At 53.1% G+C, this 13,933-nt stretch carries 16 protein-coding genes and 1 riboswitch; of the genes, 4 read left to right on the top strand and 12 right to left on the bottom strand.

Annotated features, from left to right (window positions below; all coding sequences use genetic code 11):
• Positions 1-106: 106 nt before the first annotated feature.
• Together sda and BBD41_RS19055 are read right to left on the bottom strand one after the other, a co-directional pair.
• Complete coding sequence (gene sda, locus BBD41_RS19060) at positions 107-250, bottom strand: sporulation histidine kinase inhibitor Sda (RefSeq protein ID WP_028404801.1); 144 nt, start codon at positions 248-250, stop codon at positions 107-109.
• Positions 251-534: 284 nt separating this feature from the next.
• Positions 535-1,197 carry a YheC/YheD family protein gene (locus BBD41_RS19055; RefSeq protein ID WP_077568081.1) on the bottom strand — a complete coding sequence of 221 codons (663 nt, stop codon included), beginning with the start codon at positions 1,195-1,197 and terminating at the stop codon, positions 535-537.
• Positions 1,198-1,418: 221 nt separating this feature from the next.
• Between BBD41_RS19055 and BBD41_RS19050 the strand changes: the two genes are divergently transcribed.
• Positions 1,419-1,628, top strand: coding sequence for a hypothetical protein (locus BBD41_RS19050; protein ID WP_028404799.1), 210 nt, complete (start codon positions 1,419-1,421; stop codon positions 1,626-1,628).
• Between the two features lie 203 nt (positions 1,629-1,831).
• Here the strand turns inward: BBD41_RS19050 and BBD41_RS19045 are convergent, their stop codons facing one another.
• The gene (locus BBD41_RS19045; protein ID WP_007131990.1) at positions 1,832-2,191 is read right to left on the bottom strand and encodes a HesB/IscA family protein; all 360 of its coding nucleotides are present in this window, start codon (positions 2,189-2,191) and stop codon (positions 1,832-1,834) included.
• Between the two features lie 393 nt (positions 2,192-2,584).
• Here BBD41_RS19045 and mqnE point away from each other — a divergent pair, with 393 nt between their 5' ends.
• Together mqnE and BBD41_RS19035 are read left to right on the top strand one after the other, a co-directional pair.
• Entirely contained in the window at positions 2,585-3,691 is a 1,107-nt protein-coding gene (gene mqnE / locus BBD41_RS19040; protein WP_007131989.1) for an aminofutalosine synthase MqnE, read from the top strand.
• Positions 3,692-3,879: 188 nt separating this feature from the next.
• On the top strand, positions 3,880-4,938 hold the full coding sequence (locus BBD41_RS19035) for an NAD(P)/FAD-dependent oxidoreductase (RefSeq protein WP_099478455.1): 1,059 nt from the start codon (positions 3,880-3,882) through the stop codon (positions 4,936-4,938).
• A 54-nt stretch (positions 4,939-4,992) separates the two neighbouring features.
• Here BBD41_RS19035 and BBD41_RS19030 read toward each other — a convergent pair whose 3' ends face one another.
• Entirely contained in the window at positions 4,993-5,244 is a 252-nt protein-coding gene (locus BBD41_RS19030; protein WP_077568085.1) for a YuzB family protein, read from the bottom strand.
• An 82-nt stretch (positions 5,245-5,326) separates the two neighbouring features.
• Between BBD41_RS19030 and BBD41_RS19025 the strand changes: the two genes are divergently transcribed.
• Positions 5,327-5,572 carry a NifU family protein gene (locus tag BBD41_RS19025; protein ID WP_007131986.1) on the top strand — a complete coding sequence of 82 codons (246 nt, stop codon included), beginning with the start codon at positions 5,327-5,329 and terminating at the stop codon, positions 5,570-5,572.
• 83 nt (positions 5,573-5,655) lie between these two features.
• On the opposite strand, the gene BBD41_RS19020 is transcribed toward BBD41_RS19025, so the two are convergent.
• The 8 genes from BBD41_RS19020 to BBD41_RS18985 form a co-directional block, all read right to left on the bottom strand.
• On the bottom strand, positions 5,656-6,429 hold the full coding sequence (locus BBD41_RS19020) for an SDR family oxidoreductase (protein WP_077568086.1): 774 nt from the start codon (positions 6,427-6,429) through the stop codon (positions 5,656-5,658).
• Positions 6,430-6,708: 279 nt separating this feature from the next.
• Complete coding sequence (locus BBD41_RS19015) at positions 6,709-7,551, bottom strand: MetQ/NlpA family ABC transporter substrate-binding protein (RefSeq protein ID WP_099478454.1); 843 nt, start codon at positions 7,549-7,551, stop codon at positions 6,709-6,711.
• Between the two features lie 65 nt (positions 7,552-7,616).
• On the bottom strand, positions 7,617-8,285 hold the full coding sequence (locus BBD41_RS19010; protein WP_099478453.1) for a methionine ABC transporter permease: 669 nt from the start codon (positions 8,283-8,285) through the stop codon (positions 7,617-7,619).
• On the bottom strand, positions 8,285-9,301 hold the full coding sequence (locus tag BBD41_RS19005) for a methionine ABC transporter ATP-binding protein (RefSeq protein WP_077568090.1): 1,017 nt from the start codon (positions 9,299-9,301) through the stop codon (positions 8,285-8,287). The genes BBD41_RS19010 and BBD41_RS19005 overlap by 1 nt, the downstream gene beginning before the upstream one ends.
• Before the next feature lie 112 nt (positions 9,302-9,413).
• A riboswitch (SAM riboswitch) is annotated at positions 9,414-9,562 on the bottom strand.
• A 119-nt stretch (positions 9,563-9,681) separates the two neighbouring features.
• Positions 9,682-10,401, bottom strand: a complete 720-nt coding sequence (locus tag BBD41_RS19000; protein WP_099478452.1) for a Cthe_2314 family HEPN domain-containing protein — start codon at positions 10,399-10,401, stop codon at positions 9,682-9,684.
• Positions 10,402-10,452: 51 nt separating this feature from the next.
• Positions 10,453-12,222 carry a UbiD family decarboxylase gene (locus BBD41_RS18995; RefSeq protein ID WP_077568091.1) on the bottom strand — a complete coding sequence of 590 codons (1,770 nt, stop codon included), beginning with the start codon at positions 12,220-12,222 and terminating at the stop codon, positions 10,453-10,455.
• A gap of 108 nt (positions 12,223-12,330) precedes the next feature.
• Entirely contained in the window at positions 12,331-13,305 is a 975-nt protein-coding gene (locus tag BBD41_RS18990; protein ID WP_099478451.1) for a COX15/CtaA family protein, read from the bottom strand.
• A gap of 215 nt (positions 13,306-13,520) precedes the next feature.
• Entirely contained in the window at positions 13,521-13,865 is a 345-nt protein-coding gene (locus tag BBD41_RS18985) for a thioredoxin family protein (RefSeq protein ID WP_007131978.1), read from the bottom strand.
• Between the last annotated feature and the right edge of the window lie 68 nt (positions 13,866-13,933).

The raw sequence follows: 13,933 nt of genomic DNA, 5'->3' as shown, positions 1-13,933 counted from the left end.
ACCTTTTCTATTCGGTTGATCTACATATGTAGAACCAGGTTGTTCCATCCCGCATTATACGCATGCAGCGTCGTAATCTATCTGGTCTTTATACGAAAATTGTGAATTAATGCAGGATGCTGCCGGAATTGGTGTCCAAGTTCCGTTTATGAATTTCGGCCAGCAGTAGAGTAATGAACTCACGCTCTAACTTCAATTCAACAGCCATATGATAGGAATCGAGCAGCATCTCATCCGTCAACATAGCCATCCCTCTCACACCCTTCCTCAAATTTCCTGAATCTATCATATCAGACATAGAAAAGCGGAACAACTGTTCGCTTATCCACAACCTACTGTGGAAATCCTGTGTATAATTTGTTGGTAAGTGGTAAAAACAAGGTCATATCAAAGTGGATTATGGGGATAAATGTTATACACAGGATCGTGAACAACTTCCTATAAAAAAATTTAATCAATAGATATATTGTTATTTTTTTATTACCCTATGAATAATTCGTATAAACGATATAATATGGAAAAATTCGTATTTTATTAGGCCGGTCTCGTGTTCACTTCAAGAATCCAAATCTTCCCTTCATGATCGAGCCCGTAATCGAAGCCAAGCTCGCCGATCCCCGGAAATCTTGCTTCCAAAAGGGCGATGCACTGCCGGGTCAGTTGGCGCATTTCATTCCGCTTCTCCCAGGCATTGATGTGCGGCAGGGATAAACGAAGCGCATGACGCAGCCGAAGCAGTGATCCTCCCTTGCAAATATTCGTGACAAACAGTCCCGGGCTTGCAAGTCTACCCAGCATCGCGCGGAATTCCCATCTGCCCCTTTCCTTGACCACTTTCACCCGATAATCCAGGGGACGGCCTTGAATACTGGCCAGATGAATCCCTTGCTGGATGATGTAGCGTCGTCTAAGCCTCATTCTGGACAACACATACAGCATAGATTGTTGTGTATTTACATGAACGGAACGCCTCTTATGGGTGATCAAGTAACCCGTTCCGTCTTTCAGTACCCGGATCACGCCGTTGCCTCCAGTTCCTACGATCGGCTTAATCACAACCATGCCGTGCTCATCCAGCATTGAGACCAGAGTATCCGCTGCATACGGCATCGTAGCCGGAATGTAGGGAGCGACTTGCGGATCCGTCAGCAGCGCCTCCGTTTTGAGCCACTTGCTGGCCAGCTGTCTTCCCGCCATGCTGCTTTCGCCTCCTTTTATTCATGACATACGTTATCGTATTCGATCCGCCCTGTATCCTCTTGGATGATTGTCCGTGACGGTATGCCTAATAATTTGGCATTATCGTGTCGTCTGTACCGGTACGCTTTCCAAATGCTGTGTTCTGTCGTATAGTAAAACCATCAGGATGTCCAAAACTAATAACACATAGGGATTTTAGATCAAGGAGGATTTTCATTTTGGCTGGCTTGTTTGAAGTGTTGTACTGGATTGCCATGATTGGCATGTCGCTTGCCCTTGCAGCGGTCACGGTTGTTATCTTCGTGCTGGGCTTCAGGTTCATCAAGGATAAGCGCCGAGGCCTGGGAGCCGGCTGTATCGTCTTCTCGCTGGTCGCAGCGGCGATGGTTGTGCTGATGCTGAACGATACGTTCTTTTTCCCCGCTTGAGAGGGCAATATAAGAAAAACGTCTATCGTCGTACATTCAAAGATGACAGACCGCGTTTAGCGGTAGTTTTTTCTTGCGACAGCAAGCTGATCAGCGAAGTTTATATTTTCTGATATCATAAAAAATGCAGCCTTCTCTTCATCAAGTGAAGAAAAAGCTGCATTTTTTATTTAGTCTTCTATGTTAATGCAAAAACTCCGGTTTTAGCAAGGCTCAGCGCTTGGCTTACCCGCATCTTCCCTCGTGCGGAAGGACGAGCCGCAGCCGCAAGTGACGGTAGCGTTCGGATTATGGATGGTAAAGCCCCCGGTCATGCCGGATTCCTCAAAGTCAATTTCAAGACCGTTCAAATATTTCATGCTGTCCTTCTCGACAACCACCTTCATATCCTGAACGTTCATATATACATCATCTTCCGTCTCCTGGTCGTCAAAGCCCATCGCATACGAAAAACCGCTGCATCCGCCGGCCGTGACACCCAAACGAAGGAACATATTCGGTGTTTCCTGTTCAGCCAGCATCTCTTTCAAACGCTCTGCAGCTGTGTCGCTGATTGTAATCATTTAGGTCACCCTCCTTTTCGTTCACTCTTAAGTATACTCCTCTTTCCTCAATCCCTCAAGGCCGTAAATGCCCGCCGCTTCTTCCTGCGGATTCCCTTTTTCCAATTCGTCTATTTGTATTGCTACCCCGGAGGGTCAGGTTTATAATAGGGGAGGAACATGGGCGGCAACTGTCAGATTATTGTCACACTCCCGCATATCGCGTGGGAAAAAGGTTATGGCGGTCTACAGTTGTATATTTTTTCACAAAGTTTGGTTTTTATTCAGCCCTATCGTTACGTTGATGCTGTACCCTTGAGAACCGGACCGTTCCCTGCGGGGAGTGATTACTTATTGATCATTTCAGCTTGCCGGATTTCACGGAAGCTGAAGTGTGAACAGGAGGATGGAAGTATGTCCACAATCATAACACCATTTACCGATCGGAGAATGGCTGAGATCGTCGAGAAGGTACGGAGCGGCGAGCGCCTCAACCTCGAAGACGGCGTGTACCTGTACCAGACGGACGACCTGCTGACCCTCGGGCAGCTGGCCAATGAAGCGAACCTTCGCAAGAACGGCAAGAAAGTATATTTCATCGAGAACATGAGCCTTTACTTTACGAACGTGTGCGAATCCCGCTGCGCGTTCTGCAATTTCAGAAAGGATCAGGGCGAGGAAGGCTCCTATACGCTGTCCGGTCCCGAGATGATCGAATACGTCGAGCAGCATATCCACCCGGGCATCCGCGAATTCCATATCGTCGGCGGACATAATAATCATGTGCCGTTCCAATATTATGTCGATTCCCTCAAAGCGCTGAATGAGCGTTTCCCTGACGTAACCCTGAAGGCCTACACGGCAGCCGAGATCGAGTTCTTCACCCGCATCAGCGGTCTGAGCACGAAGGAAGTGCTGGAAGAGCTCATGAAGGCGGGCCTCAAATCCCTCACCGGCGGCGGAGCCGAGATCCTGTCCGACCAGTACCGTCAGAAGATGAAGGTGGACAAAGCCAATGTCGACCAGTACCTTGAAGTACACCGCACCGCCCACCAGCTCGGCATGAAGACCCATACCACCATGCTGTACGGGGCGATCGAGAGCCATGAGGACCGGATCCGGCACATGATGCAGATTCGGGATCTGCAGGATGAAACCGGCGGCTTCCTTGTCTTCATTCCGTTGTCCATGCAGCCGAAGAGTAAAAATGCCGGCATTATGCGCCGCAACTCCGCCTACGAGGATCTGAAGACCATCGCGATCAGCCGGCTGATGCTGGATAACATCGATCACATCAAGGCCTATTTCATCAATATCGGCCCGCAATTGACCCAGGTATCGCTCAGCTTCGGCGCTTCGGACGTGCACGGCACGATTCTGAAGGAACGAATCAGCCATGCTGCAGGGGCACTGACGCCGGAAGGCCTTACGCGCAAAGAACTCGTTTGGCTCATCCAAGGCGCAGGCCGCATCCCGGTTGAACGGGACACGTTCTATAACGAGATCAAGGTTTACGAATAAACGATCGATCAGCCTAATCCCCAACCTTCTGGAGACTTCGGCACCCGCATCAGCGTTCGAAATAACGGAAAACAGGTTAAAGAGATATTATAGTGTGGGGATCCCTAGCCGCTTCTAGCGGCGTTTTTCTTGCGACTGGCACTTACAAACAATCTCTCATTCTTATCTCTTGAGAAAGGAAGAATTTTATGAACAAGCTCGTCATTCTCGGCGGAGGCTATGGTGGTCTTGCCTTAATTCAGGAATTATTCAGCGGCTATCTTCCCCCGGACGTGGAGGTCGTGCTCATCGACCGCATGCCTTACCAAGGACTGAAGACCGAATACTACGCGCTGGCAGCCGGCACGGTGGCCGATACCGCCGTTCGTGTTAAGTTCCCGGTTTATGACCGGCTTCAGATCCTGTACGGTGAAGTCACATCGATTGATCTTGAGATCCGGCGCGTGAACCTATTGGACCAGGATCCAGTGGAATACACTCAGCTCGCCATTGCGCTTGGCTGCACGGATCGTTACCACGGAGTACCGGGCGCGGAGGAGTATACCTACAGCCTGCAGTCGTTCGCCGCGACCCGGGAAACCTATCTGCGGCTGAACAATTTGAAGCCGTACAGCCAGGTTCATATCATCGGCGGAGGCTTAAGCGGAATCGAGCTCGCGGCCGACCTTCGCGAAAGCCGTCCTGACCTCAATATCGCCATCCTGGACCGGGGACAGCGGGTGCTTTCTTCTTTTCCTAACCGGTTGTCCGCTTATATTCATCGCTGGTTCGAGGAGCATCATGTCGATATCCACAGCGGAGTCTCGGTATCCAGAGTGGAGAAGGATGCTGTCTATAATCTCGATACGCCGATCGCCACGGATCTGGCCGTATGGACGGCAGGCATCCAGCCTGTCAAAGTGGTGCAGGACCTCGATCTGCCAAAAGACCGCAGCGGACGCGTGCTGCTGAACCAATATTATCAGGTTCCTTCCCATCCGGAGGTATATGTCATCGGCGACTGCGCGAGCCTTCCATTCGTACCGAGCGCCCAGGCGGCCGGCGCGCAAGCCGAGCAGGTCGGTCACGTCATGAAGGCATTATGGCGCGATGATGTGCCGAAGGTATCGCCGTTGAAGCTGAAGGGGACCCTCGGCTCCCTCGGCAAGCATGCGGGCTTCGGACTGATGGGCAATACCTCCGTCATCGGACGCGTGCCGCGGATTCTGAAGAGCGGTGTGCTCTGGAAATCCAAGCGCCACTACTAGTGGATCATAGATTCACCGATCCTGCTTCATAAAGCGGACAGGGAACCTGATTCGTCAATCTTCGGGCTCCCTCCCTTCCGCCAAAGCTTCGAGCCGGCGGCATATCTTGTCATACAGCTCCTCCGCCGTGGGCGCTTCCACCCAGTCGCCGTCGACATATGCGAAGGGCATCAAATAGCATTGACCGCAGCTGGTCAGGCAGCCGTACTCGATCACCCGGCAGTCGTATTGACCTTCCAGCTTCTGCAATGCTTGATCCGTTCCGAAATAGGAGTTGCTTGTGCAAAATTCAATATAGATGGTCATCGGTCACAGTCCCGCCTTAAGATTGGCATTTTAATTTGCCGGTTTATGTACTATAATATAGGGAGGAAAGGAGTTGAACAAGATGAGCGATAACACGCAAACCACTGTATACGATGAAGTGGCTGAAGTGCTTGATAAGCTTCGTCCGTTCCTGCAGCGCGATGGCGGTGACGTGGAATTGGTCGACGTTGAAGACGGCATCGTTAAGCTGAAATTGATGGGTGCATGCGGCAGCTGCCCAAGCTCCACCATCACCTTGAAGGCAGGGATTGAACGCGCCCTGGTCGAGGAAGTAGAAGGCATTCAAGAAGTAGTGCAAGTATTTTAATCTTGTGTTTAGTATAAGAGTCTTGGCTCCCCTCGGGAACCAAGACTCTTTTTTGTGGCAATATGGTATGCCGTGCTCGTGCTTTATTCCGGTTTGATCAAAGGACGGATCGGATCCAGCCCGCCGGATATATCCATAATGTTGCCGGTAATGAAGTCCGATTTATCCATGCATAGATATTCAATCACTCTCGCGATATCCTCGCCGCTGCCCGAGCGTCCCCGGGGCGTCATGCCGTCATGGATGCCGGCCACCTCGTCGATGGTCTTCTCCTTGTTCGCCCCGCGGATGTCGCCAGGGCAGATCATGTTTACGGTAATTCCGTAGGGTGCCTCCTCGACCGCCAAGGATTTCGTGAAGGATACGAGCCCCACCTTGGCTGCGGCGTAAGCGGCACGCTGGGGCCAAGCGCGCGCTTCCCCGGCATGGCCGAAGCCGAAATGGATAATCCGTCCCCATCTCTTCTCCCTCATGGCCGGCAGCACCCGGTGGTCGAGCAGCATGACGCCGGTCAGGTTGCCGTTCACCATATGCACGATTTCGTCCCGGCTGTATTCCGAGAACAGGCGCCTCTCCCGGATGAAAGGACCCGCGTTGTTAACCAGGATATCCACGGTGCCGAGCTCGCGTTCCGTCTGATCGACGAGGGAATACAGCTCGGACTCGTCTGCAATATTGGCCTTTACCACGATGGATTTAACGCCGAAGCTTTCAATTTCACGGGAGAGCGCCACCGCTTCATCCTTGCTGTTCACATAATTTATAACAATACTGCATCCCTGCCGTGCTAACGACAGCGCAGTCATTTTTCCGAGTCCTGTCGCACTGCCGGTAATCAGCGCCACTTTTCCCTTCAATGGTTTCCCTCCTTCGAGTATCTCCTTCCTTCAGTATAAAAGATTTGCTGTTTCCCCACAACTTGAGGACAGACCGGATCTTGCAGCCATGAGAGCCATGAGCAGCCCCTCAAAAAGAAAGAAAGGAGCCCCCGATTAGCTGCACAAGCCGCAGCATGGTCGGGATGCCCCTTTCCTGATAAATTCGTTGTATTCAGTAGATCCTTCTGTTCGGAGTTATCCAGTCTAACCCGTAATCGGACCGGATCCGCTTCCGCAGGCCTCCTGCCTGCATCCGCATTAGAATGCCGGAATAACGGCTCCTTTGTATTCCTGTTCAATAAATGTCTTCACATCTTCCGAAGTCAGCGCCTTCGCCAGCTTCTGGATAGCTTCCGAATCCTTGTTGTCCGGGCGAGCTACCAGCAGGTTCGCGTAAGGGTTATCCTTGTCTTCGATAAACAGCGCGTCCTTCGTTGGGTCAAGACCTGCTTCCAAGGCATAGTTCGTGTTGATGACAGCAAGATCAAGCTCATCCAGCATGCGAGGCAGCATGGCAGCTTCCACTTCTTTGAACTCCAGGTTTTTCGGATTTTCCGAAATATCTTTCGCGGTCGCTTCCAGCTTGGTTTCGTCCGCCAGCTTGATAACGCCGTTCTTGGACAGCAGGGTCAGCGCGCGGCCCGCATTGGACGGATCGTTTGGAATGGCGACAACGGCGCCGTCCTTCAGCTCGTCGACCGACTTGATCGTTCTGGAATAAGCGCCCAGCGGCTCAACGTGTACGGCGATAACGGACTCCAGCTTCAATCCGCGTTCCTTGATCTCGTTATCGAGATACGGCTTATGCTGGAAGAAGTTCGCGTCGATCTCCTTGGAGTCGACCTTCGTATTCGGCAGCACGTAATCGGTGAATTCGACGATTTCCAGATTCACGCCTTCTTTTTCCAGCGCAGGTTTGATATGCTCAAGAATCTTTGCATGCGGTGCCGGCGAAGCACCCACCTTAATGGTTACCTTCTCCTGTCCCCCAGCGCCGTTTGTATCCGCAGGCTCCGATGCGTTATCCGCAGGCTTGCTGCCGCAAGCAGCCAGCACCGCGACCAAAGTCAAACTAATGAATGCCAATACCCATTTTTTCATCCTAAAACTCTCCCTCCGAAAATAATTTATCTATATGATGTCTTCCTTGTTGCTCCAGCAATCCGTTATTTTCTTGTAAAATGACGCACCAGCCGGTCCCCCGCCATCTGCAGGAGCTGCACCAGCACAATCATCAAGACAACGGACAAAATCATAATCTCCGTCTCATAGCGGTAGTAACCGTACTTGATCGCCAAATCCCCCAAACCGCCGCCGCCAACCTGGCCGGACATCGCGGTATACGATACGAGCGTCACGATCGTGATCGTCATGCCTGCCAGCAAGCCCGGGCGGGCTTCCGGAAGCAGCACCTTCCACACGATCTGGCTGGTGGATGAGCCCATGGCATGGGCGGCTTCGATGACGCCTTTATCCACCTCGTTCAGCGCCGTCTCCACAAGTCTCGCGAAGAACGGAGCCGCGCCGACGACAAGCGGAGGAATGGTCCCGAGCACGCCGTACGATACGCCGACGATCGACTTCGTAATCGGAATCATGGCTACGATCAGAATGATGAACGGAACCGACCGCAGAATGTTCACGATGAACGACAGGATGGAGTAGCCGAAGCGAACCAGGCCTGACGTTGATCTTGCAGCCATATACAGCAGCACCCCGATCGGGAGACCGATGATGAAGCTGAACAAGGCCGAAGCGCCAAGCATGCGCAGTGTATCCAGCGTGGCCGTGCCAATCTCATTCCAATCCACCTGAGAAAAATCCAGTCCCAGCATCAATGAATCACCTCCACGTCTAATCCTTGATCCAGCAGTCTGCGGATCGTGTCTTCAATCGCGCCCTCGCTGCCTTCAAACCGCACGACCAGCTGCCCGTACGGCGTTTCCTTGATCGTTGAAATGGTTCCCTGCAGGATCGCAAAGTTCACCCCGGTCTCATGGACCGTATGCGACAAGATCGACTCGTACGTCTTCGACCCGAGGAACGTGATCTGCACCGCCTGCGAGGAACCCCCGTCTTGGCCTTGAAGCGCCAATCGCAGTGCATCACCGTTGTCCATCTCCTGACGGATGAACTCCCGCGTAACCTCATGCTTCGGCTTCAGAAACACTTCCGTCACCGGACCTTGCTCCACAATGCCGCCTTGGTGAATGACCGCCACTCTGTCGCAAATGCTCTGAATGACATGCATCTCATGCGTGATCAGCACAATCGTCAGGTTAAACTTCTTGTTAATATCCAGCAGCAGCCGCAGGATCGAATCCGTCGTCTGAGGATCCAAGGCCGAGGTGGCCTCGTCACAGAGCAGCACCTCCGGGTCGCTTGCAAGCGCCCGGGCGATGCCAACCCGCTGCTTCTGGCCGCCCGACAGCTGGGACGGGTACTTGTCCCGATGCTCCGCAAGACCCACCAGATTCAGCAGCTCGCTTACCTTGCGCTCGATTTCCGCCTTCGAGGTCTTGATCAGACGAAGCGGAAAGGCGATGTTGTCATACACCGTTGCCGAGGACAGCAGATTGAAATGCTGAAAGATCATGCCGATCTTCCGCCGCTCAGCCTGCAGCTGCTTCTTTCCGAGGCTCGTCAGGTTGACGCCGCCGACCCACACCTCGCCGGACGTCGGGCGTTCCAGCAAATTCATGCAGCGGATGAGCGTGCTCTTGCCTGCCCCGGAATGTCCGATGACACCGAATATCTCTCCTTTTTCAATCGACAAATTCAATCCGGATAATGCTGTGGTCGTTCGGCCGGCTTTTCCGTACTGCTTCGTCAATTGCTTCAGTTCAATCAAACCGTGATCCCCCTTTTTTCGTGCTAACGTTTCATATCTATTTACCCGCAAAAGAAAAGAGCCACTTTTTGCAGAATCAAAAAGGGCTCTCTTTACATAAAGTCGACGCCTTTTCTCATCTGTCAAAGCAGCCTTTACGTCGCGCTGCTTTGAAGGAATTAGCACCATGTCACTCCATTTGCGTTCATTGCACTTGCAATCAACGCTGGAGCCGGTTGCCGGGCTTCATCGGGCCTGTCCCTCCGCCTCTCTCGATAAGAAAACTCGATATGAAATTTTTTCGTTATATTGATGTGTTTTTCAAATCATATTCATGAATGCAATTGTTAGTATAGTTTTTTTTCGCCCTTTTGTCAAAAGGAATTTCATGGTCGGCTGCGTCAAGCCCGGATCCCGTTCTTCGCCCACATTTGGTTCGTATACCGGTAGGATGCTCTCAGGCTTTGGCACACCATCTCAAGCCCTTGCTCCAGCTCGTCCAAATGCTGCCCGATATCCTCCAGCTCGATCCGCTCCGACAGGCCCTGGTGGCGCTGCCACAGGTCGTCCTGCATTTCCGAATTCATGTAGTGAATCTCGGTGTTGCGCCGTTTCCGTAGCTTGTTCATCGGCGTTTTATAGCGCTCCTTGATGGCCTCCAGCTCTGCGGACAGCTCGCCGTGCGCCTTCAGGAACTTGAACTGGCGAAGCACGGTGAAGTAGGAGAAATGCTCCTTCACCTTCGAGGTGTTCAGATCGTACAGATCGTCAAGCACCGTTCCCAGCTTGTCAAGGATTGAGAATACGCGAATAAATCCGTTCTTATAAAAATAAACATAGCGCCGGTATTCCCCTTGCTCCTCGATCGACATGTCATCCACATATCCCGAATGGACCGATCGGCTGAAGTGCTTCGCTGCATTCCAGCTCTGCTCCAGCTCATCGAGCGAAACGATCAATCCGCGCGTCCATATTTCAAGCTTGCGAAAGTCATGCGTCGGGTCCTGGTTCTTCTCCATTTCCTTCTTCAGCAGCTGGCTGGTCTTGACCATCGATTCGATCGCTTCTTCCAGCAGCCCGTTATTCTGCCGCGGTTGTTCCCCAAGCAACAAACGAAGCATTGGCCGCACCTCCTACTTCAAAATGTCCCTGATTCCTCTAGGATGGACTGGTCATTTGCCGAAATATTCGTTCCAGCGGGCATCCACCGTCTTCACAATATCCTCCCGCGGGAACAGCTCATCCGGGTATCCGGGCTTCATGCGGGCATCTATGACCAGCGGAAGCTTGTACGACAGATGATGATGCTCGATCTCGCTGGCGGCGAAGATATCCGTCGCGGGATTAAAGCGGGTAAATACCGTCCACAAGAACGAAGTTTGCGTGGCTGACGTTGCCTTGGCATCATCAACGACGATTACCATCGGCCATTTCGTGCTGCGGGCATGCATGAACTCCATGACGCGCCGGGCCAGCTCAGGTTCTTTCTCATAGGATGCCCCGGATACGACAAGGCAACCGCCGCAATATGCGACCGCCTGGGAAATTCCCGGAATATCCCCTTCATCGTAGCTTCGCGGCAGCTCGCGGATCGGCTCCCCGATCCCCATCAGCACGGCTTTGCTGCCGTGATTCAGCTTCTGCCCCGTATAATCCAGCGTATCATGCGAGGTTTTATTAAATATGAATAAATCCGTTGCCGGATTAAATCGTTCCAGCACCGCTTCAAGCGTCTCGTTGAAATCCGACAGGTCCAGCGGCCGGTTCGTCAGCATCAGCATTTTGGTGAGCGACAGCTGACCTTCGCCCAGAATCCGGAACGCGGAGACGAGCGCCTCGCGGGAATAGCTCTCCCGAACGACCGCCGCCGTCAGCGCATGGAAGCCGGTTTCCGCATAGGTCCATAGCGAGCGGACCGACGGCATCACCATCGGGAAGGCCGGGGACAGCAGGCGCTGCAAAAACTCGCCCAGGTAGTAGTCCTCTTGCCGCGGCTTTCCGACGATCGTTGCCGGATAAATGGCATCCTTGCGGTGCCACATATTCTTCACGTGAAGCACGGGGAAGTCATGCGCAAGGGAATAATAGCCGTAGTGATCGCCGAAAGGTCCCTCCAGGCGGCGTTCATGCGGCGGCACGATTCCGCTGATCGCGAATTCCGCTTCCGCCGGAATGCGGTGTCCGCCAAGCGGGTTGTCCGTCATCGGCAGCTTGCCGCCCATAATCAGCGAAGCCAGCAGCAGCTCCGGCAGATGCTCGGGCACCGGTGCGATGGCGGATGCGATCAGCGCAGGCGGACCGCCGACGAAAACGGACACCGGCAGCGGCTGATTCTGCTGCTCTGCCTCGAAGTAGTGAAAGCCGCCGCCCTTATGAATCTGCCAATGGATTCCGGTGGTCGAGTCATCATAAATTTGAATCCGGTACATGCCCAGATTATGATCCTTCGGCTTCGATGGGCTCTCGGTATAGACGAGCGGCAGCGTGATGAACGGTCCGCCGTCCTCCTGCCAGCTGGTCAGCCGCGGAAGCTGCTTGAGCGGATTCTCCGTCACCTTCACGCCCATAACCGGCGCTTCTTGCTGAGGCACGGATTTCATCCCGACCTTTAAAATATCCTTAAACAGCCCGCGTTCATTCCACAGCGCGGAAAACGTAGGCGGCAGCAGCTTATCGGTTGCCCCGATGATCGATTTCATCAGCTGCTCCGGCCGCGGACCGAAAGCCATGTCGACCCGGCGCGCGGTTCCGAACAGATTCGTGGCCACCGGAAAAGGCGTCCCCTTCACATTGGTAAACAGCAGGGCCGGCCCTCCCTCTTCAATCACGCGCCGGTGAATTTCAGCCAGCTCCAGATACGGGTCCACCGGTGCTTCAATGACAGCCAGATCATTTTCCTTGCGAAGCGTTTCAAGCCATTGGCGTAGATTCTGGTAAATCAAATGCTCCACTCCTTCGGGTACAACAAAGTCCTCGAGCATGTTTCGCTTCGGGGACTTCGCCTGCACAAATATTAAAACGTTCCATGTTGCATACTGTAGTGACGGGAATTAGCCGGTCTTCTCCCCGCGCAGCTCCAATTCGCCCTGCTGCTCGGCAGATACCGATTCTCTCAGCTGCCAAACCCGGACGCTCAAGTAACTGAGCACGCCGAACAGCGCAGAGATCAGAAGGGTGTGTCCAAGCGCGGAGAATACATATACTTCGTCATTGTGCATCGTGGCCATAATGATGGCTCCGCTGAAAATTTGCAGCAGGCACAGCACCGTTGCCGAAACCCCAAGCATCTGAATTTCGCGGTTGTCCCGGTTTCGCCAATAAGCGAAATGTCCCAATACGGCTACTACGATAAGCAGAAGCAGAGCCGCCACCCGATGCATGAAGGCAATGCCCACGCCGCCGCTGAGCTCCGGAATCACTTCGCCGTTGCAGAGCGGCCAGCCGGAGCAGCCCTCTCTCGAGTCGGTATGGCTCACGAATGCTCCGATATATACCACGATATACGTATAAATCGTCGCCCCCCAGACGAGCCGGCGAAAACCATTGCTGACCCGGGGCAGCCGTTCCGTTCCGAGCGGCACCTTCGCCTTTTCGACCCTCCGCATGCCCAGCGCAAGCATAACCGAGCTTGCAAATGCGATGAGGGAGAAGCCGAAATGCAGCGCCATCACGGCCGCCGACTGAGGCTTGACCACTGCGAGCGCTCCCATAATCGCTTGAACAATCACGAACGCCGATGTCATGACCACATAAGCCATCAGATCCTTGCGGTCACGCTTGTATTTCCAAAATGCGATCAGGGAAGCCAAGGCGGCCAAGCCGGCCATCCCGCTGACAGCGCGGTGCGAGTATTCAATCAAGGAGGAGACGGTGTAAGCGGGAATAAACTTTCCGTTACACAGCGGCCACTCTTGTCCGCAGCCTAGCCCGGAGCCGGTCTTGGTAACGACCATGCCCCCGAAGGTGGCGAAGAACATGACGGCGCATGTTATGTAACTCAGCCATTTTAATTGTTTATCATTCACTAATCTCACCTGCTGCCTATATTCTTAACAATCCGCCATCCATAGTGGATTCCTTATTGCAGTCCAAATTTCATTATACCTGATTATGCCGCAGCGGTCACTTTAACGATTGTGACAAAATGTTCAAAATTAGGAGGAGCTTATTGCCAAAAACAACACCGCCGCCAAGGGGTAACCCGTAGGCGACGGTGCGTTGTGCATCCTTCCCGTTATGCTTACTTATGAATCGTTTCGTACACATCTACCGCACGCTGCAGGAAATCTTCGATTTCCTCGCGGGATTTGCGGAATTTGTTGACGAAGCGGACCAGCTCCCGGCCGTCGGCATAGGCGACGAAGCTGGGGATCCCGAGGATGTTCTGCTGCTGGCTCACGTCGCCGACGGCATCGACGTCAACTTCTACCAGGGTCAGCTGGTTCGAGAACTTCTGCTCCACATCCGGCATGAATGGATCGATAAACTTGCAATCGCCGCACCAGTCTGCTTTGAATACAGCGACCGTCAAGCGCGGAGACTGGATAGCAACCTGAAATTCGGCTTCCGAAGTGATTTTGTCCATGGATGATCTCCCCTTTTCGTCGAAATGGTTCAACTTTAGTGAATCAAAATGTGGAGTGGAAGTCAAAT

The organism is Paenibacillus ihbetae (genome assembly GCF_002741055.1).
GTDB classification, from domain to species: domain Bacteria; phylum Bacillota; class Bacilli; order Paenibacillales; family Paenibacillaceae; genus Paenibacillus_AQ; species Paenibacillus_AQ ihbetae.
Note: the sequence above shows the minus strand (reverse complement) of the source record. Positions and strands in the feature narration are given on the sequence as shown.

What these genes read in the sequence shown, in the direction of transcription:
- sda (WP_028404801.1), bottom strand. Translation starts at nt 250, where the DNA reads ATGGCTATGTTGACGGATGAGATGCTGCTCGATTCCTATCATATGGCT.
- BBD41_RS19055 (WP_077568081.1), bottom strand. Translation starts at nt 1,197, where the DNA reads ATGGCGGGAAGACAGCTGGCCAGCAAGTGGCTCAAAACGGAGGCGCTG.
- BBD41_RS19045 (WP_007131990.1), bottom strand. Translation starts at nt 2,191, where the DNA reads ATGATTACAATCAGCGACACAGCTGCAGAGCGTTTGAAAGAGATGCTG.
- mqnE (WP_007131989.1), top strand. Translation starts at nt 2,585, where the DNA reads ATGTCCACAATCATAACACCATTTACCGATCGGAGAATGGCTGAGATC.
- BBD41_RS19035 (WP_099478455.1), top strand. Translation starts at nt 3,880, where the DNA reads ATGAACAAGCTCGTCATTCTCGGCGGAGGCTATGGTGGTCTTGCCTTA.
- BBD41_RS19030 (WP_077568085.1), bottom strand. Translation starts at nt 5,244, where the DNA reads ATGACCATCTATATTGAATTTTGCACAAGCAACTCCTATTTCGGAACG.
- BBD41_RS19025 (WP_007131986.1), top strand. Translation starts at nt 5,327, where the DNA reads ATGAGCGATAACACGCAAACCACTGTATACGATGAAGTGGCTGAAGTG.
- BBD41_RS19015 (WP_099478454.1), bottom strand. Translation starts at nt 7,551, where the DNA reads ATGAAAAAATGGGTATTGGCATTCATTAGTTTGACTTTGGTCGCGGTG.
- BBD41_RS19010 (WP_099478453.1), bottom strand. Translation starts at nt 8,285, where the DNA reads ATGCTGGGACTGGATTTTTCTCAGGTGGATTGGAATGAGATTGGCACG.
- BBD41_RS19000 (WP_099478452.1), bottom strand. Translation starts at nt 10,401, where the DNA reads ATGCTTCGTTTGTTGCTTGGGGAACAACCGCGGCAGAATAACGGGCTG.
- BBD41_RS18985 (WP_007131978.1), bottom strand. Translation starts at nt 13,865, where the DNA reads ATGGACAAAATCACTTCGGAAGCCGAATTTCAGGTTGCTATCCAGTCT.